Genomic DNA, 22,969 nt, shown 5'->3' with positions numbered 1-22,969 from the left:
TACAGCTGACTACGCGGTTCGGTGGCGGTTCAGGAGCCGAGCGGTTCTGTGTGCTCTGTTACCCCTGCCTTGGCCAATTGGAAATCCATGTATTCGTAAGCGATCCGGTGCGCCTGGGCGGTATCGAACGCGTCTCCCGACAGCGCCCCGCGCAGCCACAAACCGTCAATCAACGCGGCCAGGCCCCGTGCCGCGCTACGTGCCTCATCGAGGGGCAACACGCGGCGGAACTGGCAACACAGGTTGGAATACAGACGGTGATCGTTGATCCGCTGCAACCTGTGCAAAGACGGGTGGTGCATGCTGGTGGCCCAAAAGGCCAACCAGGTTTTCATTGCCGGGCCATTGACCTGGCTGGCGTCGAAGTTGCCTTCGATGATCACCTGCAGGTGAGCCCTTGGGCTTGGGTCCTCCAGCGCCTGACGGCGTGCAGTGACGTTCTCGCTCAGGACACTCATCAGGTACTGGGCCGTGGCCGCGATCAGGCCATTCTTGTCCTTGAAGTAGTGGCTGATGATGCCGTTGGAGACACCGGCCAAACGGGCGATCAGCGCAATGCTGGCGTCCCCCATCCCGACCTGATCGACCGCTTGCATAGTGGCTTCGATCAATTGCTGGCGGCGGATGGGTTGCATACCGACCTTGGGCATCTGGTACATCTCCTTAGGCCATCCGATGGATGAGTGTTGTCTATCGGAATGAAGGCCAGTCTATTTTGTTTTGATTGAACGTTCAATCAACAAAAATAAGTTCTATGACAAGTCGTCGCTATTTGCCGGGGCGAGGACTTTTGGGGATGTCTTTATAACACTCGTCGGTTGGCATGTAGGCCAAATGCGCTTGATAGCTGGAATACTGTTGTGGTGAGGGGATTTGCATTCCAAGTCAAGCTGGTCAGCAGTTCAGAATCACCCAAACAAAAACGCCGCGATCGTCTCGCGGCGTTTTTGTCGGTTTCGCTTAGCCCAGGTTTTTGCCGAGCAGTGCGTGGTACAGCTCACTGTCGCCAAGAATCCCGACGACCTGCTGGTTATCGTGAAGTACCAGCTTGTTGCCGGTCTGGTAGCGAATCTGCAGCGCGTCGCGCATGCCGATGTTGGAGTCCACCAGGGTCGGACGACGGCCCAGGCCTTCGACGGCTTGGCCCGGGGCCCAGTTTTGCAGGTCCAGCACCGCGCCGTTCTGGCGGGCGCCCTTGATGGTGTTGCCTTCGGCCAGATCGAGCCAGGAGTCGCCGCCCGGATCCAGGCACACCGAACCGTTGATGCGCTTGCAGTTGTCCAGGGTGCGCATCAGGCTGCGGCCACAGAGCACGTTGAGCGGGTTGGTGTGGGCGACGAAGGTGCGCACGTAATCGTCGGCCGGGTTCAGCACGATTTCTTCCGGCTTGCTGTACTGGATGATCCGGCCGTCTTTCATGATCGCGATCCGGCTGCCCAGCTTCAAGGCTTCGTCCAGGTCATGGCTGACGAACACGATGGTCTTGCTCAGTTTGCGTTGCAATTCCAGCAATTCGTCCTGCAAGCCCTGGCGGATCAGTGGGTCGAGGGCCGAGAAAGGTTCGTCCATCAGCAGGATATCGGCGTCCATCGCCAGGGCGCGGGCCAGACCGACCCGTTGCTGCATGCCGCCGGACAACTCGTCCGGTTTCTTGTTGCGCCACTGGGTCAGGCCAACCAGCTCAAGTTTTTCATCCACCAGCTTCTTGCGTTCCTTTTCCGGCCGGCCCTGCATTTCCAGGCCGAAGCTGATGTTTTCGCGCACCGTAAGCCAGGGCATCAGGGCGAACTTCTGGAACACCATGGCAATGCGCTTGGTGCGCATCATCTTCAGTTCGGCCGGGCTGCAGGAGGCGATGTCGATCTGCCGGCCTTCATGCTCGACGAACAACTTCCCGCGACTGACGGTGTTCAAGCCGTTGATGCAACGCAGCAGGCTGGATTTACCGGAGCCGGACAGCCCCATCAGTACGCAGATTTCGCCTTTTTCAATGTCCAGGCTGGCTTTTTCCACACCGACGATTTGCCCGGTTTTCTTCAGGATTTCGTTGCGCGTCATGCCTTGGTCGAGCAGCTTGAGGGCTTCACGTGGATCTTTGGAGAAGATCACGTCGACCTCTTCGAAGCGGATTATGCTCATGCGTCACCCCCTACTTTGGCGTCGGGTTGCTTGCAGATTCGGTCGAGCATGATTGCCAGCAATACGATCGCCAGGCCTGCTTCGAAGCCCAGGGCGATATCAGCGGTGTTCAGTGCGTTGACCACGGGTTTGCCCAGGCCGTCGGCACCCACCAGCGCGGCGATGACCACCATCGACAACGACAGCATGATGCATTGGGTGATACCGGCCGCGATGCTGGGCATCGCATGGGGCAGTTCGATACGGGACAGCAGTTGGCGACGGGAGCAGCCGAAGGCTTTGCCGGCGTCCATCAGTTCGTCCGGAACGTCGCGGATACCCAGGTAGGTCAAGCGGATGGGCGCGGCAATCGCGAACACCACCGTCGAGATCAGACCGGGGACCACACCCAGCCCGAAAAGGGTCAGGGTAGGAATGAGGTAAACGAAGGTCGGTACGGTCTGCATCAGATCGAGCACCGGACGCATCATGGTGTAGAACAGCGGCTTGTGCGCGGCAACAATGCCCAGCGGCACGCCGATCAAGACACAGACCAGGGTCGCGAACAGCACCTGGGCCAGGGTTTCCATGGTTTCCTGCCAGTAACCCAGGTTCAGGATAAGCAGAAAGGCTGCGATAACGAAGACCGTCAGGCCCCACTTGCGCTGGATAAAATGCGCCAGTAGAGCGATGAGGCCGATCAAGACAAGCGGGTTGAACCAGGTCAGCGCAAACGTCACGCCGTGAATCATCGTTTCCAGTGACAAGGCGATGGCATCGAATGTGTTGGCGCCGTGTTGCGTCAACCAGTCGACAAAGCCCGCAATGTACTGGCCCAAGGGTATTTTCTGATCAATCAGCATGGTAGTGAACATCCGCATGCAAGGAATAAACAGCCCGGACGAGCGAACCCGCCCGGCATAAAAGCATTACTGCGCAAGCTTGGCTTTCACGGCTTCCAGGCCGGGTTTACCGTCAATGGTGGTCACGCCAGCGAGCCAGGTATCGAGTACCTGTGGGTTTTTCTTCAGCCAGGCCTTGGCGGCTGCGTCAGGCTTCATCTTGTCGTCAAGCACGTTGCCCATCAGCGTGCTTTCCATGTCCAGGGTGAAGGTCAGGTTTTTCAACAACTGACCTACGTTGCTGCATTCCTGGACGTAGCCTTTGCGGGTATTGGTGTAGATGGTTGCCTGGCCGAAATTCGGACCGAAGTACTCGTCACCACCGGTGAGGTACTTCATTTTGAAGCGGGTGTTCATTGGATGTGGTTCCCAGCCCAGGAACACCACGGCGGTGCTGCGGCGCTCGGCGCGATCGACCTGTGACAACATGCCGGCTTCGCTGGACTCGACGATCTTGAAACCGGCGTCCTTCAGGCCGAAGGCATTCTTGTCGATCATGCTCTGGATCAGGCGGTTGCCGTCGTTACCCGGTTCGATGCCATAGATCTTGCCGTCCAGTTCCTTCTTGAACTTGGCGATGTCGGCGAAATCCTTCAGCCCTTTGTTATAGAGCTCTTCGGGCACCGCCAGGGTGTACTTGGCGTTCTCCAGGTTGGCCCGCACCGTATCCACGGTGCCGGCTTCGCGGTAGGCCTTGATGTCGTTTTCCATCGTCGGCATCCAGTTGCCGAGGAACACATCCATGTTCTTGCCGTCGGCCAGGGACTTGTAGGTCACCGGTACGGAAATCATGGTGGTCTTGGTTTTGTAGCCCAGGGCCTCAAGTACCACGCTGGTGGTGGCGGTGGTCACGGTGATGTCGGTCCAGCCGACATCGGAGAAGTTGACGGTGCTGCACTGCGCGGGTTCAGCAGCGTTGGCCAGCATCGGAAGACTCAGCATGGCGGCCAACAACAACGGCGTGGAACCTTTCATGGGTGGACTCCTGGTGTTTTATCGGCGGTGTCCGGTCAGGACCACCGCGCTTATTGGGGTTGCGGTTGGTGGCGCGTGGGCACTCTTCGACACGCGGCCTTGCAAACGAGCCGTAACCGATCATGTACCAGTGCAAATCTGTCGCCTACAGGGTGCGTCGTATCCAGTACAGGGAGGGTCGCATCCAGTGTCAGTGACGTCGTTTACAGATTTTTTTCACCCTTGGCTGGCCTCTGATACGCAAAAAACGTCGTAAAACCGGGGCAAAGGGCGGGCGACGTCGGTGGGCATGATTGCGTCGGTGTCAGACGTCGAACGCCCTGGCAAAAGCCGGATGATGCGGGCATCCCGGCGTTGAGCGTAGCAGCTCCGCCACCGGGCGCTCCTGCGCCCGGATGTGCCTGTTCTGGAGGTTCTCGGCAATGGCAATCAGCGTGTTCGACCTGTTCAAAATTGGTATCGGCCCGTCCAGTTCCCACACCGTGGGCCCCATGCGCGCTGCGGCGCTGTTCGTTGAAGCGATGCGCGCGAAGTCGTTGCTGCGCGATGTGCGTCGGGTCGAGGTGCAGCTGTTCGGCTCGTTGTCAGCAACAGGCATCGGCCATGGCAGTGACAACGCGGTGATCATGGGTTTGATGGGCGAGTGGCCAGACGCGATCGATCCGTCGCAGATTGGCCCGCGCATCGAGTTGTTGCGCCAAACCCAGACCCTGCTGCTGGACGGTCGCCTGCCGGTGCCTTTCGTCTGGTCCCGGGATATGCGCCTGCTCGACGAAAACCTGCCGTTCCACCCCAACGCGATGACGCTGGTGGCCAAGGGTGACCACGGCGAGTTGCACCGCGACACCTATTATTCAGTCGGCGGTGGCTTCGTCGTCGATCAGGCCCAGGCGTCCAGCGGCGTGGTGGATCTGGACGTCACTGAACTGCCTTACGATTTTTCCAGTGCCGAAGAACTGCTCCAGTTGTGTAGCACCCACAACCTTCGGGTGGCCGAGCTCATGATGGCCAACGAAAAGGTCTGGCGCTCGGAGGAGGAGATCCGCAGCGGCCTGATGAAACTCTGGCGGGCGATGCAGGATTGCGTCGAGCAGGGTCTCAAGCATGAGGGCATCTTGCCCGGCGGTTTGAATGTGCGCCGGCGAGCGGCCAAGTTACACCGCAGCCTGCAAGAGCTGAGCAAACCCAATGTCATCGGCTCGACGCTCAGCGCCATGGAATGGGTCAACCTGTTCGCCCTGGCGGTCAATGAAGAAAACGCCGCCGGTGGGCGCATGGTCACGGCCCCGACCAATGGTGCGGCGGGGATCATTCCGGCGGTGCTGCATTACTTCATGAAATTCAGCGAAGCGGTCACCGATGCCAACGTTGTGGATTACTTCCTCGGCGCGGCGGCGGTGGGCATCCTGTGTAAAAAGAACGCCTCTATCTCCGGTGCCGAAGTCGGTTGCCAAGGGGAGGTGGGCTCGGCCTGCGCCATGGCGGCGGCCGGCCTGGCGGAGATCCTCGGTGCGACGCCTGAGCAACTGTGCAATGCGGCGGAAATCGGCCTGGAGCACAACCTTGGCCTGACCTGCGATCCGGTGGGCGGCCTGGTACAGGTGCCGTGTATCGAGCGCAACGCGATAGCCGCGGTGAAAGCCATCAACGCCGCGCAGATGGCGCTGCGCGGAGACGGCCAGCACTTCATCTCTCTGGACCGGGTGATCCGCACCATGCGCGATACCGGCGCCGACATGCATGACAAATATAAAGAGACATCGCGCGGTGGACTGGCGGTCAGTGCGGTGGAGTGCTGATCTCCTCGCCAGAGGCGATCGCATATCGCTCACAAAATGCACACTGATCCACAAACGCGCCACCTTTTAGCGCGTCGCAAACAGACATGACACCGTTTGTCGGACCCACCGCTGTTCGTCCCTCGACCGTTCGTCATTCGCACCTGTGGTGATACCGGTTGCGCAAGTGGCGCAGCCCAGTTCCCACAAGTGCTACCGTTCTGCTCACGGCCAACGGTGGCGGGTGCCTGCCGCCCCTGATGGCACCTATAACCCACACTCATCGCGTGCCTTATTTAGACTGGCCGCGATGTCGTTTTCAGGATTTATTGAACACGCATTCAATTTAGGCATGGCAATTGCTCTATCGATGCAAAGCCCGTCTCTTGCGTAGAGACCGAGGGCAACAACCAATAAAAAGAGCCTCCGCCTGAGGCCATCACTTGCTTTGTGTGAGGAGATACCGCGATGACGACGTCCAACTCAGGGGCCCAACCCCAGAACCGTGCGCCTCAATCCATCGGCTTTTTGCTGCTGGACAATTTCACGCTCATTTCCCTGGCGTCCGCGGTGGAGCCGCTGCGCATGGCCAACCAGCTGTCCGGTCGTGAGCTGTATCGCTGGACCACCCTCACTGTTGATGGCGGCCAGGTCTGGGCCAGTGATGGCTTGCAAATCACGCCGGACGCGGCCATGCACAAAGCGCCGCCCATCGACACCGTCATTGTGTGTGGCGGCGTGGGCATTCAGCGCACCGTCACCCGTGAACACGTGTCATGGCTGCAGAGCCAGGCCCGTCAGTCCCGGCGCCTCGGCGCGGTCTGCACCGGCAGTTGGGCCTTGGCCTGCGCGGGTCTGCTGGATGGCTTCGATTGCAGTGTGCACTGGGAATGTCTGGCGGCAATGCAGGAAGCCTTTCCGCGGGTATCTATGAGCACCCGTCTGTTCACCCTCGACCGCAACCGCTTCACCAGTTCCGGCGGCACCGCGCCACTGGACATGATGCTGCACCTGATCAGCCGCGATCACGGCCGCGAGTTGTCGGCAGCGATCTCCGAAATGTTTGTCTATGAGCGCATTCGCAACGAGCAGGATCACCAGCGCGTGCCACTCAAGCACATGCTGGGCACCAATCAGCCGAAGTTGCAGGAAATCGTCGCGCTGATGGAAGCCAATCTCGAAGAGCCGATCGACCTGGACGAACTGGCGGTGTACGTCGCCGTCTCCCGGCGCCAGTTGGAGCGCTTGTTCCAGAAATACCTGCATTGCTCGCCGTCGCGCTATTACCTCAAGCTGCGGCTGATCCGGGCGCGGCAACTGCTCAAGCAGACGCCGATGTCGATCATCGAAGTGGCGTCGGTGTGCGGTTTCGTTTCCACGCCGCACTTCTCCAAGTGCTACCGCGAATACTTCGGCATTCCACCGCGCGACGAGCGCGTCGGCTCCAACACCGCGCAGCAGGTGGCGATGATGCCGCTGCCACAGGCGCTGGTGCTGTCGCCATTGTCTGGCCCGTTGTCAGCGTTGAGCCAGGCGCGTAATGAGTCGACGTTTGCCAGTGTGAGGCTTTAAGACCGAGGCGCCGTCAATCGCGAGCAGGCTCGCTCCCACAGATTCTGTGATCGACACCGAATCACTGTGGGAGCGAGCCTGCTCGCGATAGGTTTTTCAGACGTTCTGGTTTTTCTGATACTCCGCCAAAGCCGGCAGCAGCTGCAGATCAATCGCCCGGCGCACGGCGGGCAGGATGGTGGCGCCGCTGATGTACATGTCCTTGACCATCTTGCGCAGTTCATTGGCGCGGGCCGTGTCCAGCCCGCGCACCGCACACTCGCAGGCCTGTTCGGCGGTGGAGCCGCTGGGTATTTGCAGCCCCAGGGCCTTGAGCTGGCCCAGCAGGTCTTCCTGGTCGATCAAATCGGCGTACATCATGACGCTTTTCCTTGTTCAGGGATTGGGGTCGTGACTCGATTCTGGTAGCCGGCCGAAGCGGCGGCAAGGGCAAATGGTCGCGATGTCATGAATGACTATGGGGGCGTCGTTTTCGGCTAACTTGCCCAGGCCTGGACTGGGCACACTGGCCCCAAGCTGAATCACGACGGTTTGGTCACCCTCGCGCAACAGCTCCTCCAGTAACGCAACTGCCCCGATCCAGTCACGGCTTGATCGGGGATTTTTTTGCCTGGGTGAATCAGAGGGTGATGGGGTGTTGGACAGACCGCTATCGCGAGCAGGCTCGCTCCCACAGGCGCTCTGTGTCGTGCACAAGGTCTGTGGGAGCGAGCCTGCTCGCGATGAACGATGACGCGGTCTACCGTTGCAACACCAGAATCTTCGACAGCAACTCATCGCGATCCACATAGCACCCTTGGAAATGTCGAGCTCCGGTGGCCGGGTCGAACGCATTGCGGGCGTGCAGGGTACGGCGGTTGTCGAAACACCACAGTTGGCCGGGTTCAAGCCTTTGCATCAGGCGGAACTGCGGCTCGCGAGTCAGCGCTATGAAGCGGCGGTAGGCACGGTAGAGCCTGGGCATCTGCTCGACCGAGGTGTCGAACGGCCCGCGCAGAAAGTTCGCCATGCGGATCTCCGAGACCTGTCCCAGGGCATCCAGCGCGATAATGGGCGCCAGGCAGCGGTAATCACTGTGGCGGTCCTTGTTGCGAAACTCCACCGGGATTTCACACAGCGCGGCAAAGGCCTCGGGGTCTTCCTGGCGCAGCGCCTCGGCGATGGCGAAACCGTCGACAAATAGGCTCTCGCCGCCGTCGGCGTCATTCATCAGGCAATGCAGAAACTGTAATCCTGGTTGCAGCTCCCGGGTGGGCAGGTCGCTGTGCAGTGGCAGGTTGAAAGCGGTGTAGGCGTTACTGTCGGCATCGGCCTTGGATTGCACGTTGAACAGCACGCCGAAGTTGCTCTGGCGGATGAACGAAATCTGCTGGGCGATCAGTTTCAGCGAGCCGGGTTCGGTGGGTACGCCGCGCACCTGGGTCAGGCCGATGTCGCGCACCGCCAGCAACCATTGCAACAACGTATCGGTGTTGTCCATCAGTGCCTGGTAATCGAACACCGGCAGTTGCAGATCGTGCCGCCAGAGCCGGCGCTTGGGCTTGCTCGCCAAGCGTTCAGCCCTGGACTGATCATCGTAGGCATGGGCACGCAGCCAGCCTGGGTCGAAACGGCTTTGGTGACTGTCCTGCCAATCCACGCACAGACAGCCTTCACTGTCGAGACGGGTCGCACGGGGGGCCAGGTCTTCAGGTACATCGACGATTTCCAGCACCTGCTCGCGGGTCACGGTGTAGACGCATTGCGGGCAGGGGCAGTTGTCCCGCAGCCACTGATGATGGAAGGGGCTGATCCGACCGTCGGCCCAGGTGACCTGCACCCGGTCGGTCAAGGGCGTCACTGCGGTCAATGCACAGATCAGGGGGTAACGGCGGAAGTCGGCAAAAGCGGCGGCGGTGTTCATGGCGATCTCCTGTTCGGGTTTTATCGGGCCGGCGGCAATGCGATGACCCGGCCGATATAGGCCGGCGGCGACAGGTCGGATTGCTCCGTGAGCAGGGCTTTGAGCTTGCCCAGGGTCTGTTCCGTGAAGGGCGCCGAGCGCGGGCCAGCCAGGTCGACGTGCAGCAGCATCTGCTCGTTTCCGGCCAGTTCCTTATCGCCGCCGACCAGGTGCAGGCTGTGGTAGAGATGCAGGCGTTTGGCGTCGTGGCCGATGATCTGTGTACGCACCTCGACCTGGGCGTCGAGCTTCACTTCGTGCAGGTAGTTCAAGTGCAGTTCGAGGGTGAACAGCGAGTGGCCGCTGGCTTCGCGGTTCTGGCTGTCCATGCCCAGGTGATCCATCAGTGCGTCGGTCGCGTAGCTGAAGATCAACAGGTAATAGGCATCGCGCAGATGGCCGTTGTAATCGACCCATTCGGGGAGGATGCGGGTTTGGTAGGTGGTGAGGGTGGGCATGTTTCTGGTTCCGACAGTTGTGGTGACTGGGCTGGCGTTATCGCGAGCAGGCTCGCTCCCACAATGAACTTCTGGGTGAGACAGATCGCATTCACACCTCAAATCCTGTGGGAGCGAGCCTGCTCGCGATGGGGCCAGACCTGCTGATCCAAAAGCCAAGGTTTACTCGCTGAAGGCCATCCCATGCTTTTCTTTGGTGGTCTTCACCGCTTCCAGCACTGCCAGCAGGCAATCATCACGATAGCGCTCCAGGGCCGAGATGCTGTGGCTGCCCAGTTGCTCGCTCGTGCCGTCCACGACGTCATCGATCAGCTTGTCGGTCAGCTCCGGCGCCGGCAGGTAGGTCCACGGCAACTGCAACGCAGGGCCGAATTGAGCCATGAAATGGCGCATTCCGGCATCGCCACCGGCCAGTGTGTAAGTCAGGAACGTGCCCATGAACGACCAGCGCAAGCCGGCGCCAAAACGGATGGCATCGTCGATTTCGCCGGTGGTAGCCACACCGTCGTTGACCAGGTGCAGGGCTTCGCGCCAGAGCGCTTCGAGCAACCGGTCGGCAATGAAACCGGGCACTTCCTTGCGTACATGCAGTGGGCGCATGCCGAGGGATTCGTACACCTGCATCGCGGCCTGTACCGCTTCGGGCGCGGTGTTTTTGCCGCCGACGACTTCCACCAGCGGCAGCAGGTAGACCGGGTTGAACGGGTGCCCGACCACGCAGCGTTCCGGGTGGGTGGAACCTTCATAGAACTCGCTTGGCAGCAGTCCCGATGTGCTGGAACCAATCAGCGCATTGGGCTTGGCGGCGGCGCTGATCTGGCCGTGTAGCTCGAGCTTCAGCTCCAGGCGCTCGGGGGCGCTTTCCTGGATGAAATCGGCGTCGCGCACGCATTCTTCGATGGTCGCGACAAAGCGCAGCCGATCCTGGGAGGCACCGGGTGCCAGGCCTTGTTTCTCCAGTGCGCCCCAAGCGTTGGCCACGCGTTTGCGCAGCGCTGCCTCGGCACCCGGCGCCGGGTCCCAGGCCACGACGTCCAGGCCATGGGCCAGGGCGCGACTGACCCAGCCGCTGCCGATAACACCGCTGCCCAGGGCGGCGAAGGTCTTGATGTCGGTGATAAAGCTCATGGTGATTTCCTGAAAGGGTTCGCTGATCTAAATGTGGGAGCGAGCCTGCTCGCGATGGCGCTGTGTCAGTCGGCACATCAGTCGCCTGTTTCACCGCTATCGCGAGCAGGCTCGCTCCCACAGGGGAAGGTGTCGGTTGGGTTTAGCCGCGCTGGGTCAGCCCCATCTTCTTGCGCCCCTCGGCCGGGGTGAGCACGCGCGCGCCGAGGCGGCTGAGGATTTCGCTGGCGCGTTCCACCAGTTGGCCATTGGTGGCAAGCACGCCTTTGTCCAGCCACAGGTTGTCTTCCAGGCCGACCCGCACGTTGCCACCCAGCAGCACCGCCTGGGCCGCCATCGGCATTTGCATGCGGCCGATGCCGAAGCCGGCCCACACGGCGTCCGCCGGCAAGTTGTCGACCATGGCTTTCATGGTGGTGGTGTCGGCCGGCGCTCCCCACGGGATGCCCAGGCAAAGCTGGAACAGTGGGTTGTCCAACAGGCCTTCCTTGATCATCTGCTTGGCGAACCACAGGTGGCCGGTGTCGAAGATCTCCAGCTCGGCCTTGACCCCCAGTTCGGTGATGCGCTTGGCCCCGGCCCGCAGTTGCGCCGGGGTGGAAACATAAATGGTGTCGCCATCACCGAAGTTCAGGGTGCCGCAATCCAGGGTACAGATTTCCGGCAGCAACTCCTCGACGTGGGCCAGGCGGGTCAGCGGGCCCACCAGGTCGGTATTGGGGCCGAACTCCATGGGATTTTCGCCGCCGCCGATCTCCAGATCGCCGCCCATGCCGGCGGTGAGGTTGACGATGATGTCCACGTCCGCCTCTCGGATGCGCTCCATCACTTCGCGGTACAGCGCCACGTCACGGCTGAACTTGCCGGTCTGCGGATCGCGAACGTGGCAGTGGACCACCGTGGCGCCGGCCTTGGCGGCCTCGACGGCGGCTGCGGCGATCTGTTTCGGGGTGACCGGCACGTGTGGGCTTTTGGCGGTCGTGTCGCCAGCACCGGTGAGTGCGCAGGTGATGATGACGTCGTGGTTCATGGTGCAGGTTCCTTACAGGCGTGATGAGTCACTGCGCAGCCGATTGGCGCTGCGCAGATGGATGGCGTTTGTTCAGTTGCTGGTCAGTTTCAGGTTGTCGGCGGCAGGCTTGCCATCGAAGGTGGTGACGCCTTCGAGCCAGCGTTGCTTGTCTTGCGGATTATCCTTGAGCCATTGCTTGGCCGATTCGAGCGGGTCCTTGTGATCCAGCAGTGGCTGCATCATCCGGCTCTCGTCTTCGGCGGTGAACGTCAGGTTGCTCAGCAGACGGCTGACGTTCGGGCATTTTTGCGCGTAGTCCGGCGCGGTGACGGTCCATACGGTGGCCATGCCTTCGTTCGGGCCGAGGGCGTCTTCGCTGCCGGTGAGGTAGGTCATTTGCACGTTGACGTTCATCGGGTGCGGCGCCCAGCCGAAGAACACCACGGCTTCCTTGCGGCGCACGGCGCGGTCCACGGCGGCGAGCATGCCGGCTTCGCTGGATTCCACCAGTTGGAATTTGCCCAGGCCGAACTGGTTCTTGGCGATCATCGCCTTGATCTGGGTGTTGGCGCCGGAACCGGGTTCGATGCCGTAGATCTTGCCGCCCAACTCTTTTTCGAATTTGGCGATGTCAGCGAAAGTCTTCAGCCCTTTGTCGGCCAGATAAGTCGGCACGGCCAGGGTGGCGCGGGCGTCCTTGAGGCTGGGTTGCTCCAGGACCTTGACCTGTTTGGCCTCGACAAACGGGGTGATGGTCTGGGTCATCAGTGGGTTCCAATAGCCCAGGAACATGTCCAGGCGCTGGTCGCGGATGCCGGCGAAAATGATTTGCTGGGAGGCGCTGGTCTGTTTGGTCTTGTAGCCGAGGCCGTCGAGCAACACTTGGGTCATGGCGCTGGTGGCGATGACATCGGTCCAGTTGACCACACCCAGGCGCACGTTCTGGCACGCGGCGGGATCGGCCGCCATCGCAGCGGAACTCAGGAAGGTGGTGGTGCTGAGTGCAAGAACGCAGGAGCTGATCAGTCGTTTCATGTCGGGTTCCTCGGCAGTCTTTGTTATGGGTTCCGGCATCTGCGCGCCGGTGATGCCAAGTTACGCAGCCAGTCCGCCGGCAAAACGCACAGCGGCGACTCGCTCTTGCACTGCAGCGACCTGTGGCGTATCAAGGACCGCACGCTACCCGCCAACCGAGTGCGCTACATGTCCCAGGATTTCTACTTCTTGTTGATGCCGGGTTTTTCGGCCATCGGTTTCATTTCGGCCATCGAACCGTTGCGGGTCGCCAACCGCTTTCGCGGTGAGTTGTACCGTTGGCATGTGTTGAGCGCCGATGGCGGGGCGGTGCTGGCAAGCAATGGCATGTCGGTCAACGCCGATGCCGCGTTGGAGCCATTGAAGAAAGGCGCGACCCTCTGGGTGGTGGCGGGGTTCGAACCGCTCAAGTTCGTGACCCCGGCGTTGGAGCGCTGGCTGCATCGGCTGGACAACGAGGGCGTCACCCTGGGCGGCATCGACACCGGCAGTGTGGTCCTGGCTGAGGCGGGGCTGCTGGAAGGCCATCGGGTAACCCTGCACTGGGAAGCGATCGAGGCGTTCAAGGAATCTTATCCACAGCTGAGTGTGACCCAGGAACTGTTCGAAATTGACCGCCGGCGCATCACCTGCGCCGGCGGCACTGCGTCCATCGACCTGATGCTGGACCTGATCGGCCAGGCCCATGGCCCGCAACTGGCGATTGAGGTCAGCGAACAATTCGTGCTCGGCCGCATCCGTCCGCGCAAAGACCACCAGCGCATGGAAATTGCCAGCCGCTATGGCATTCGCAACAAGAAACTGGTGCACGTCATCGGCGAGATGGAAACCCACAGCGAGCCGCCCCTGAGCACCTTGGCCCTGGCCGAATCCATCAACGTCACCCGCCGCCAGCTCGAACGCCTGTTCCGCCTGCACTTGGACGACACTCCCAGCAACTTCTACCTGCGCCTGCGCCTGGAAAAGGCCCGGCAACTGTTGCGCCAGACCGACATGAGTGTGCTGGAAGTGAGCATCGCCTGCGGTTTCGAATCACCGTCGTACTTCACCCGCAGTTATCGAGCGAGGTTTGAACGGTGCCCGCGGGAAGATCGGCGGCGCCAAGGGGATGGGCGGGAGGTGGTTTGACAGGCTTTTATACTCAATTATGTTCGCGACTAAATTACACCTGTCGCCATAATTGAGTATGAAAGCATGTGTTGACCACCGAGGCAGGGGGGCAACGCCATGTTCACCGGCTCCAATCGCGACAAGCTCGTTCGGACCTCTGTGGGAGCAAGGCTTGCCCGCGACGAAAGCGGCGCGGTGCATGGGAGAGCGAGGCGCCTGTATCGCGGGCAAGCCTTGCTCCCACACAAAAAACTGCCGCAAGTCCAGTGTTTGGCTGAAAGAGGCTTACTTCTTCACCAGCGCCGAACACGCCGCCTTATAAGCCTCATGCTGATACTTGTTCAGCGTCGCGGGCAATGCGAAGTCGTGTTTCTTGTTCTGCGCATTGATGGTCTGCGGCGACAGCAGCGTCACCTCACAACCCTCAAGCAACTGGAAAACCCCTTCGATCTTGAACGTGGTCGGCCCGCCAGCGAACTCGCCTTTCTTGCTGCGCTTCTTGATGGCGATGCGGTCGATACCGTTATCCACCACGAACGCCCGGACCTGGGCGGCGAACGCCTTGACGTTGGCGGCCTCGTCATCATCGTCCAGGGCGATTTTCTTGGTATTCAGCGCGACGTGACTCAACGCCTGTGGATCCAGCGAGGCAACGGCAATGATCGCTTCGCTGCCTTTGATTTCGATGCCGCAGATTTTCATGTGAATTCCTTTGCTCGATAGTGGCGTGCAGCTTACAGCTCCAACTGATCGGCATGGATACCAAAGGCGGCGGCAATTTTTTCGCGAGTTGCCCGGCGAGGTTTGGCGACTGATTCCTGCTGGGCAAACGCCGGTTGAGAAATACCCAGGCGCCTGGCGACCTCATCCTGGGTCAAGTTCAGATGTTCGCGCCATGCACGGATGGGCGTGGCGCCGTCGACAATGCGGCTGACGACTTCATGGGGAATCAGATCGGGTTCCATTTTTTTTTGCGCAACGTATTGGGCATACGGAATGACCACGAATGCAGGATTCCCGTTTGCGTCGTTTATGATCTGAATATCAGTAGGTACGTTCATCGCGTTTCTTGACCTCTTGAATGCTGACGACCTTGATCGCCCCGTCCCGAACCTGGGCCTGATGCATAGAGTGCATTTTCAGAAGCTGCTTAACGGCCTTTCTGGTCCAGTGAATAGTGTTCATGGAGGAATATAAGTCTTTTATAAGATTTGCTAATCCTGACTTATATTTTCTCTAGGGCCAACGTATGAACGGTGTCTGAATATTGCTCCGTAAACGGCCCTTTATTCCTGCCCAATCGACTCCAAGAACTCCGACCGGTCATCACTCACCTGGGCCATGCAGTCGTTTTCGGCGATTTTGTAGGCTTCGCTGCCGGGTTTGGCCGGGAAGGCGGCGATGGCGCAGTCGGCATCGCGTTGTTTTTGCCACAGTTGCTGGGCAACTCTGATTTTGCTGGTGATGTCGTTGAGCTGGGCCTTGTTGTCGGCGTAGAGGGTTTGCAGGCGTTCGTTGAGGCTCTGCAGGTTGTCGGCGAGCAGTTGTTCGGCGGCGGCTTTGCCGTAGGCCGAACAGGCCAGGGTCTGGACGTCGTTTTCCACGGCGTCGCAGGGGTTGTGTTCGGTGTCTTCGGTCGCGTGGGCGACGGTGCTGATCAGGGCCAAAGCCAGGATGATTGATTTCATTGCGTTGCCGCTCGAGTCCAGTGAAAACCAGTGATGCGGCGGATTCTGGCGTAAGCCTCGGGTAAAGAACAGACGGGTAGGGTGGCCCGCTCATAGCCCTTTGTCGTGGATTGACGCTTTCGGCAATTCCCCTGTCGTTTTTGCACCCGGTCGCCAATGCACCGAGGCATATGCTGGCCCCAAAGCGCCGGCACACGATTCGGCGCATGAATCGCTGACAAAAGGGGACTGCCTGATGAGCCCAGCCGAATTGCACGCCGACAGCATCGTTATCGACGGGCTGATCATTGCCAAGTGGAACCGTGACCTGTTCGAAGACATGCGCAAGGGCGGCCTGACTGCCGCCAACTGCACGGTGTCGGTGTGGGAAGGTTTTCAGGCCACCATCAACAATATTGTGGCCAGCCAGAAACTGATCCGCGAAAACAGCGATCTGGTGATCCCGGTGAAAACCACCGCCGATATCCAGCGCGCCAAGGCTCAAGGCAAGACCGGCATCATCTTTGGCTTCCAGAACGCCCACGCTTTCGAAGACCAGCTTGGCTACGTCGAGATCTTCAAGCAGCTCGGCGTTGGCGTGGTGCAGATGTGCTACAACACCCAGAACCTGGTGGGCACCGGCTGCTACGAGCGTGACGGCGGCCTGTCGGGCTTCGGTCGTGAAATCGTCGCCGAGATGAATCGGGTCGGCATCATGTGCGACCTGTCCCACGTCGGCTCCAAGACCTCCGAAGAGGTCATCCTCGAATCGAAGAAACCGGTCTGCTACTCCCACTGCCTGCCCTCGGGCCTGAAGGAGCACCCGCGCAACAAATCCGATGAAGAGCTGAAGTTCATCGCCGACCACGGCGGTTTTGTCGGCGTGACCATGTTTGCGCCGTTCCTGGCCAAGGGCATCGATTCGACCATCGACGACTACGCCGAGGCCATCGAATACACCATGAACATCGTCGGTGAGGACGCCATCGGCATCGGCACCGATTTCACTCAGGGTCACGGTCAGGATTTCTTCGAAATGCTGACCCACGACAAAGGCTATGCCCGTCGGCTGACCAGCTTCGGCAAGATCATCAACCCCCTGGGCATCCGCACCGTGGGCGAGTTCCCGAACCTCACCGAGACGCTGCTCAAGCGCGGCCATCCAGAGCGGGTGGTGCGCAAGATCATGGGCGAGAACTGGGTCAACGTCCTGAAAGACGTCTGGGGCGAATAAAGCCGCCGCATCACTGAATCCTTAACCTGCGGCCATTAGCGCCGCAGGCATACCACGAATTTTCGGAGTTAAGTTTCCATGGCCAAAATCGCCCCTCAATTGCCTATCGAAGTCGACAGTGAAACCGGTGTCTGGACCTCTGATGCCCTGCCGATGCTCTACGTGCCGCGGCACTTTTTCGTCAATAACCACATGGGCATCGAAGAAGTGCTGGGCGCCGACGCCTACGCCGAGATTCTCTACAAGGCCGGCTACAAATCCGCCTGGCACTGGTGTGAAAAAGAAGCCGAATGCCATGGCCTGGAAGGCGTCGCGGTATTCGAACACTACATGAAGCGCCTGTCCCAGCGCGGTTGGGGCCTGTTCAAGATCCAGGACATCGACCTGGAAAAAGGCACCGCCAGCGTCAAGCTGGAACACTCGGCGTTCGTCTACGTGTACGGCAAGGTCGGGCGCAAGGTCGACTACATGTTCACCGGCTGGTTTGCCGGCGCCATGGACCAGATCCTCGCCGCTCGCGGCAGCAAGATCCGCACCGTGGCCGAGCAGGTCTACGGCGGTTCCGAAGAAGGCCACGACGACGGCCTGTTCATCGTCAAGCCGTTGTAAGTCGAGGATCGCGCCATGGCTTTTGAAGCAATGTTCCAGCCGATCCAGATCGGCAAACTGACCATCCGCAACCGCGTGCTCAGCACCGCCCACGCCGAGGTCTACGCCACTGACGGCGGCATGACCACCGACCGGTACGTGAAGTATTACGAAGAGAAGGCCAAGGGCGGCATCGGCCTGGCGATCTGTGGTGGATCGTCCGTGGTTGCCATCGACAGCCCGCAGGAATGGTGGAGTTCGGTGAACCTGTCCACCGACCGCATCATCCCGCACTTCCAGAACCTGGCCGACGCCATGCACAAGCATGGCGCCAAGATCATGATCCAGATTACCCACATGGGGCGTCGCTCGCGCTGGGACGGCTTCAACTGGCCGACCCTGATGTCGCCGTCCGGCGTGCGCGAGCCGGTGCACCGTGCGACCTGCAAGACCATCGAGCCGGAAGAAATCTGGCGGGTGATCGGTAACTACGCCCAGGCGGCACGGCGTGCCAAGGCCGGTGGCCTGGACGGCGTTGAGCTGTCCGCCGTGCACCAGCACATGATCGACCAGTTCTGGAGCCCACGGGTCAACAAGCGTACCGACGAATGGGGCGGCAGCTTCGAGGGGCGGATGAAGTTCGGCCTGGAAGTGCTCAAAGCCGTACGCGCCGAAGTGGGCGACGACTTCTGCGTGGGCATGCGCATCTGCGGTGATGAGTTCCACCCGGACGGCCTGTCCCACGAGGACATGAAGCAGATCGCCAAGTACTACGACGACACCGGCATGCTGGATTTCATCGGCGTGGTGGGCTCGGGTTGCGACACCCATAACACCCTGGCCAACGTTATCCCGAACATGAGTTATCCACCGGAGCCGTTCCTGCACCTGGCCGCCGGTATCAAGGAAGTGGTCAAGGTTCCGGTGCTGCACGCGCAGAACATCAAGGACCCGAACCAGGCCACGCGGATCCTCGAGGGCGGTTACGTCGACATGGTCGGTATGACCCGTGCCCACATCGCCGACCCGCACCTGATCGCCAAGATCAAGATGGGCCAGATCGACCAGATCAAGCAGTGCGTCGGCGCCAACTACTGCATCGACCGCCAGTACCAGGGCCTGGATGTGCTGTGCATCCAGAACGCTGCGACCTCCCGTGAATACATGGGCGTGCCGCACATCATCGAAAAATCCACCGGGCCCAAGCGCAAAGTGGTCGTCGTCGGTGCCGGCCCGGCCGGGATGGAAGCGGCGCGTGTGGCTGCCGAACGTGGCCACGACGTGACCCTGTTCGAGAAAAAAGAATTCATTGGCGGGCAGATCACCACCGCTTCGAAAGCCCCGCAACGGGACCAGATCGCCGGCATTACCCGCTGGTTCCAGCTGGAACTGGCCCGGCTGAAAGTCGACCTGCGCCTGGGCGTGGCGGCGGACGCGGCGACCATCATGGACCTGCGTCCGGATGTGGTGGTGCTGGCCGTCGGCGGGCATCCATTCCTCGAGCAGAACGAACACTGGGGCGCCGCCGAAGGGCTGGTGGTCAGCAGCTGGGACGTGCTCGATGGCAAGGTTGCACCGGGTAAGAACGTACTGGTCTACGACACCATTTGTGAATTCACCGGCATGTCGGTGGCCGACTTCCTCGCCGACAAGGGCAGCCAGGTCGAAATCGTTACCGACGACATCAAGCCGGGCGTGGCCATTGGCGGGACTTCGTTCCCCACTTACTACCGCAGCATGTACCCCAAGGAAGTGATCATGACCGGGGACATGATGCTGGAGAAGGTCTACCGCGAAGGCGACAAGCTGGTGGCGGTGCTGGAGAACGAATACACCGGTGCCAAGGAAGAGCGCGTGGTGGATCAGGTAGTGGTGGAAAACGGCGTGCGGCCGGATGAAGAAATCTACTACGCGCTCAAGGAAGGTTCGCGCAACAAGGGCCAGATCGACGTCGAAGCCTTGTTCGCGATCAAGCCCCAACCGTGCCTGGAGCAGAGCGGCGATGGTTACCTGCTGTTCCGCATCGGTGATTGCGTAGCGCAGCGTAATACCCACGCCGCCATCTACGACGCGCTGCGGTTGTGCAAGGATTTCTAACGGCTTGCACATAGCCCTGTGGGAGCGAGCCTGCTCGCGATGAACGATAACGCGGTCTGCCTGAGGCACCGCGGCGCCTGAATCGCGAGCAGGCTCGCTCCCACAGGAACCGAGTAAGGCATCTCGACCTGCAAGACCTGAGGTCTTTGGGAGCTTCACCATGCTGAACACCCTTCTTCCCATCCTGCTGTTCGCTGCCCTGGGCCTTGCGGTCCTTGGCGCTTTGCGGCGGGTGAACATGTGGCGCCGGGGGCGACCGTCCAAGGTCGACCTGATCGGTGGTCTTTTCGCCATGCCCAAGCGCTACATGGTGGATTTGCACCATGTGGTGGCGCGGGACAAATACATCGCCAACACCCACGTCGCCACGGCGGGTGGTTTTGTGCTGGCGGCGCTGCTGGCGATTCTGGTGCATGGTTTCGGCCTGCAGAACCGCATTCTGGGCTATGCCTTGCTGTTCGCCACGCTGCTGATGTTCAGCGGCGCGATCTTCATTGCCCTGCGTCGTCGCAATCCACCGTCACGGCTGTCCAAAGGCCCGTGGATGCGCTTGCCCAAGAGCCTGTTCGCGTTCTCCATCAGTTTTTTCCTGGTGACCTTGCCGGTCGCCGGGATCTTGCCGGCGGACTTCGGGGGCTGGGTATTGGTGGCGCTGTTGGGCCTGGGCGTGCTTTGGGGTGTGTCGGAAATGTTCTTCGGCATGACCTGGGGCGGGCCGATGAAACATGCCTTTGCCGGGGCCCTGCACCTGGCCTGGCACCGCCGCGCCGAACGCTTTGGTGGCGGCCGCTCAACCGGTCTCAAACCTTTGGACCTGAACGACTCCGCTGCACCGCTGGGCGTTGAGAAACCCAAGGATTTCACCTGGAACCAGTTGCTCGGTTTCGACGCTTGCGTGCAGTGCGGCAAGTGCGAAGCCGCGTGCCCGGCCTTTGCCGCCGGCCAGCCGCTGAACCCGAAAAAACTCATCCAGGACATGGTCGTCGGCCTGGCCGGCGGCACCGATGCGAAATTCGCCGGCAGCCCCTACCCATCCCTTGACGGCAGGGGTAAACCGGTGGGCGAACACAGCGGCAATCCACACCAGCCAATCGTCAACGGCCTGGTGGACGCCGAGACGCTATGGTCCTGCACCACTTGCCGGGCGTGCGTTGAGGAATGCCCGATGATGATCGAGCACGTCGATGCCATCGTCGACATGCGTCGTCACCTGACCCTGGAGAAAGGCGCCACGCCGAACAAGGGCGCTGAAGTACTGGAAAATCTCATCGCCACCGACAACCCTGGCGGCTTCGCCCCGGGCGGGCGGATGAACTGGGCGGCGGACCTGAACCTGAACCTGCTCAGCGAGGTGAAATCCACCGACGTGCTGTTCTGGGTCGGCGACGGTGCCTTCGACATGCGCAACCAGCGCACCTTGCGCGCCTTCGTCAAAGTGCTCAAGGCGGCGAACATCGACTTTGCCGTGCTCGGTCTCGAAGAGCGCGACAGCGGCGATGTGGCTCGGCGCCTGGGTGATGAAGCGACTTTCCAGCTGTTGGCCAAGCGCAACATCCAGACCTTGGGTAAATACAGCTTCAATCGGATTGTCACCTGCGACCCTCACAGCTTCCACGTGCTGAAAAACGAATACGGCGCCTTCGATGGCAACTACCGGGTGCAGCACCACAGCACCTACCTGGCAGAAGTCATCGAGGCCGGCGCCCTGAACCTCGGCCAGCACAAGGGCGACAGCGTGACCTATCACGACCCGTGCTACCTGGGCCGTTACAACGGCGAATACGAGGCGCCACGCCAGGTGCTGCGTGCGCTGGGCATCGAGATCAAGGAGATGCAGCGTTCCGGTTTCCGCTCCCGTTGCTGCGGCGGTGGCGGCGGCGCGCCGATCACTGACATTCCGGGCAAGCAGCGTATCCCCGATATGCGCATGGAAGACATCCGCGAAACCGGCGCCGAACTGGTGGCAGTGGGTTGTCCACAGTGCACCGCGATGCTTGAGGGGGTGGTTGAGCCACGCCCGATGATCAAGGACATCGCTGAACTGGTGGCCGACGCTCTGCTCGAAGACGCGGTTGCGAACAAACCAGCGGCTCCGGCCAAACGTGAACCTGCGGAGGTGCACTAATGAGCGACATCATCCGCCGCGACCCTCGCGCCGAGTGGATCGCCCGTAACCGCCTGCACCCACTGCACGCGGCCATGCAACCGGTCCAGCACAGCTGGATGGGTCCCAACGGTGTCATCCGCAAGAACGTTCATGGTGTCGGATTCATCGGCCCCAACGGCATCAAGCGTATCGACCGCAGCGGCGCCCAGCAGGGCGGCGCGACCAAGCGTACCGCGGCAACTGAAGTGCAATTGCCGCTGCATCAGGTGCCGCAACCGGCGTTTTATATCTGCGTGGTGCCGGACATGGTGGGCGGTCGTCTCAGCAGCCACGACCGCGATCTGCTGGGCCTGGCCCATCAATTGGCCGGTACCGACGGCGCGGTGCTGGCGGTGGTGTTCGGCGAGCACAAGGAAAGCACCTTCGCCACGGCCGGTGTCGACCGCTTGCTGGTATTGGAAGGCGAAGCGTTCAGCGGTTATTCACCGGAACAGCGAGTCCAGGGCCTGCGGGCTGTGGATAACCAATTCAACCCACGCCATTGGCTGCTGCCTGACAGCCGCACCGGTGGCGGCGAACTGGGCCGGCGGTTTGCCGCAGCCCTGGGCGAGCGCCCGGCCACACGGGTCTGGCAGGTCAAGGGTGAGGAGTGCATCGGTCGTGCCGGTGCTGGCCTGCAAGACCTGGCGCGGCCTCTGGCGCGGTTGATCCTGGCCGCGGCCGAATGCGCCGAACCGGTGAGCGAAACCCGCCACGAAGCCTTGCCGGTGGAGTTATCCACAGGCGTGGCCCGCAGCTTGTCGCGCATCGAAGACCTGGGCTCGGTGGCGGTGGACCCGGGCGCGATCCCGATGGCCGAAGCCGAATTCATTTTTTCCGGCGGCAACGGGGTCAAGGACTGGGCGCTGTTCCACCAGACCGCTGCGGCCCTGGGCGCCACCGAGGGTGCTTCGCGGGTAGCGGTGGACGATGGCTTCATGGCGCGGGATCGCCAGGTTGGCGCGTCCGGCACCTGGGTTACGGCGCGGGTCTACGTCGCGGTGGGGATTTCCGGGGCTATCCAGCACCTGCAGGGCATCGGCGCCTGCGACAAGGTGGTGGCGATCAACCTCGATCCGGGCTGCGACATGATCAAACGGGCAGACCTGTCGGTGATTGGCGACAGCGCGGCGATTCTCCAGGCCTTGATCGCGGCGGTAGAGGCGTACCGCAACGAAGCCAAGCGCGATGCGGCTTAAGCTAAGGA

At 61.1% G+C, this 22,969-nt stretch carries 21 protein-coding genes; 8 read left to right on the top strand and 13 right to left on the bottom strand.

Annotated elements, in window-relative coordinates:
• Positions 1-29 precede the first annotated feature (29 nt).
• The 4 genes from betI to GKKCFE_RS23695 form a co-directional block, all read right to left on the bottom strand.
• Positions 30-650, bottom strand: a complete 621-nt coding sequence (gene betI / locus GKKCFE_RS23710) for a transcriptional regulator BetI (RefSeq protein WP_047230364.1) — start codon at positions 648-650, stop codon at positions 30-32.
• Between the two features lie 310 nt (positions 651-960).
• Entirely contained in the window at positions 961-2,139 is a 1,179-nt protein-coding gene (gene choV / locus GKKCFE_RS23705) for a choline ABC transporter ATP-binding protein (RefSeq protein ID WP_047230365.1), read from the bottom strand.
• Positions 2,136-2,981 carry a choline ABC transporter permease subunit gene (choW, locus tag GKKCFE_RS23700; RefSeq protein ID WP_047230366.1) on the bottom strand — a complete coding sequence of 282 codons (846 nt, stop codon included), beginning with the start codon at positions 2,979-2,981 and terminating at the stop codon, positions 2,136-2,138. Before choW ends, choV begins: the two co-directional genes overlap by 4 nt.
• A gap of 66 nt (positions 2,982-3,047) precedes the next feature.
• Positions 3,048-3,995 carry a choline ABC transporter substrate-binding protein gene (locus GKKCFE_RS23695; protein WP_047230367.1) on the bottom strand — a complete coding sequence of 316 codons (948 nt, stop codon included), beginning with the start codon at positions 3,993-3,995 and terminating at the stop codon, positions 3,048-3,050.
• A 422-nt stretch (positions 3,996-4,417) separates the two neighbouring features.
• Here GKKCFE_RS23695 and GKKCFE_RS23690 point away from each other — a divergent pair, with 422 nt between their 5' ends.
• A complete protein-coding gene (locus GKKCFE_RS23690; RefSeq protein ID WP_445577165.1) occupies positions 4,418-5,794 on the top strand; it encodes an L-serine ammonia-lyase in 1,377 nt (458 codons plus the stop codon).
• Positions 5,795-6,241: 447 nt separating this feature from the next.
• Positions 6,242-7,345 (top strand): choline metabolism transcriptional regulator GbdR, encoded by a 1,104-nt coding sequence (locus GKKCFE_RS23685; RefSeq protein WP_047230369.1) that lies wholly within the window; start codon positions 6,242-6,244, stop codon positions 7,343-7,345.
• 96 nt (positions 7,346-7,441) lie between these two features.
• Here the strand turns inward: GKKCFE_RS23685 and GKKCFE_RS23680 are convergent, their stop codons facing one another.
• The 6 genes from GKKCFE_RS23680 to choX form a co-directional block, all read right to left on the bottom strand.
• Positions 7,442-7,705, bottom strand: a complete 264-nt coding sequence (locus GKKCFE_RS23680) for a hypothetical protein (RefSeq protein WP_047230370.1) — start codon at positions 7,703-7,705, stop codon at positions 7,442-7,444.
• Positions 7,706-8,084: 379 nt separating this feature from the next.
• Positions 8,085-9,248 (bottom strand): gamma-butyrobetaine dioxygenase, encoded by a 1,164-nt coding sequence (locus tag GKKCFE_RS23675; RefSeq protein WP_445577164.1) that lies wholly within the window; start codon positions 9,246-9,248, stop codon positions 8,085-8,087.
• A gap of 20 nt (positions 9,249-9,268) precedes the next feature.
• Positions 9,269-9,745, bottom strand: coding sequence for a thioesterase family protein (locus GKKCFE_RS23670; RefSeq protein ID WP_047230372.1), 477 nt, complete (start codon positions 9,743-9,745; stop codon positions 9,269-9,271).
• A gap of 162 nt (positions 9,746-9,907) precedes the next feature.
• Positions 9,908-10,873 carry an L-carnitine dehydrogenase gene (locus GKKCFE_RS23665; protein WP_419417298.1) on the bottom strand — a complete coding sequence of 322 codons (966 nt, stop codon included), beginning with the start codon at positions 10,871-10,873 and terminating at the stop codon, positions 9,908-9,910.
• A gap of 142 nt (positions 10,874-11,015) precedes the next feature.
• Positions 11,016-11,903: a 3-keto-5-aminohexanoate cleavage protein gene (locus GKKCFE_RS23660; protein WP_047230374.1), complete on the bottom strand. Its 888-nt coding sequence runs from the start codon at positions 11,901-11,903 to the stop codon at positions 11,016-11,018.
• Between the two features lie 72 nt (positions 11,904-11,975).
• Positions 11,976-12,920 carry a choline ABC transporter substrate-binding protein gene (gene choX / locus GKKCFE_RS23655; RefSeq protein WP_047230375.1) on the bottom strand — a complete coding sequence of 315 codons (945 nt, stop codon included), beginning with the start codon at positions 12,918-12,920 and terminating at the stop codon, positions 11,976-11,978.
• Positions 12,921-13,088: 168 nt separating this feature from the next.
• Between choX and GKKCFE_RS23650 the strand changes: the two genes are divergently transcribed.
• Positions 13,089-14,048 (top strand): GlxA family transcriptional regulator, encoded by a 960-nt coding sequence (locus GKKCFE_RS23650; protein WP_445577163.1) that lies wholly within the window; start codon positions 13,089-13,091, stop codon positions 14,046-14,048.
• 267 nt (positions 14,049-14,315) lie between these two features.
• Here the strand turns inward: GKKCFE_RS23650 and GKKCFE_RS23645 are convergent, their stop codons facing one another.
• The 3 genes from GKKCFE_RS23645 to GKKCFE_RS23635 all read right to left on the bottom strand — a co-directional run bounded on the left by GKKCFE_RS23645 (position 14,316) and on the right by GKKCFE_RS23635 (position 15,718).
• The gene (locus tag GKKCFE_RS23645) at positions 14,316-14,732 is read right to left on the bottom strand and encodes a DUF3010 family protein (RefSeq protein ID WP_047230377.1); all 417 of its coding nucleotides are present in this window, start codon (positions 14,730-14,732) and stop codon (positions 14,316-14,318) included.
• 32 nt (positions 14,733-14,764) lie between these two features.
• On the bottom strand, positions 14,765-15,091 hold the full coding sequence (locus GKKCFE_RS23640) for a helix-turn-helix domain-containing protein (RefSeq protein WP_047230378.1): 327 nt from the start codon (positions 15,089-15,091) through the stop codon (positions 14,765-14,767).
• A gap of 225 nt (positions 15,092-15,316) precedes the next feature.
• Positions 15,317-15,718, bottom strand: a complete 402-nt coding sequence (locus GKKCFE_RS23635; protein WP_047230380.1) for a lysozyme inhibitor LprI family protein — start codon at positions 15,716-15,718, stop codon at positions 15,317-15,319.
• Positions 15,719-15,953: 235 nt separating this feature from the next.
• Between GKKCFE_RS23635 and GKKCFE_RS23630 the strand changes: the two genes are divergently transcribed.
• The 5 genes from GKKCFE_RS23630 (at position 15,954) to etfA (ending at position 22,961) form a co-directional block, all read left to right on the top strand.
• Positions 15,954-16,931 (top strand): dipeptidase, encoded by a 978-nt coding sequence (locus tag GKKCFE_RS23630; RefSeq protein ID WP_047230381.1) that lies wholly within the window; start codon positions 15,954-15,956, stop codon positions 16,929-16,931.
• A 78-nt stretch (positions 16,932-17,009) separates the two neighbouring features.
• Positions 17,010-17,540 carry a DUF5943 domain-containing protein gene (locus GKKCFE_RS23625; protein WP_419417300.1) on the top strand — a complete coding sequence of 177 codons (531 nt, stop codon included), beginning with the start codon at positions 17,010-17,012 and terminating at the stop codon, positions 17,538-17,540.
• A gap of 15 nt (positions 17,541-17,555) precedes the next feature.
• Positions 17,556-19,616, top strand: coding sequence for a dimethylglycine demethylation protein DgcA (dgcA, locus tag GKKCFE_RS23620; RefSeq protein ID WP_047230382.1), 2,061 nt, complete (start codon positions 17,556-17,558; stop codon positions 19,614-19,616).
• A 160-nt stretch (positions 19,617-19,776) separates the two neighbouring features.
• Positions 19,777-21,741, top strand: a complete 1,965-nt coding sequence (gene dgcB / locus GKKCFE_RS23615) for a dimethylglycine demethylation protein DgcB (RefSeq protein WP_445577162.1) — start codon at positions 19,777-19,779, stop codon at positions 21,739-21,741.
• Positions 21,741-22,961 carry an electron transfer flavoprotein subunit alpha gene (etfA, locus tag GKKCFE_RS23610; protein ID WP_445577161.1) on the top strand — a complete coding sequence of 407 codons (1,221 nt, stop codon included), beginning with the start codon at positions 21,741-21,743 and terminating at the stop codon, positions 22,959-22,961. Before dgcB ends, etfA begins: the two co-directional genes overlap by 1 nt.
• The last annotated feature ends 8 nt before the right edge of the window (positions 22,962-22,969 follow it).

This window comes from Pseudomonas sp. E141, assembly GCF_052659885.1.
This window is presented reverse-complemented; position numbering and strand designations above follow the sequence as displayed.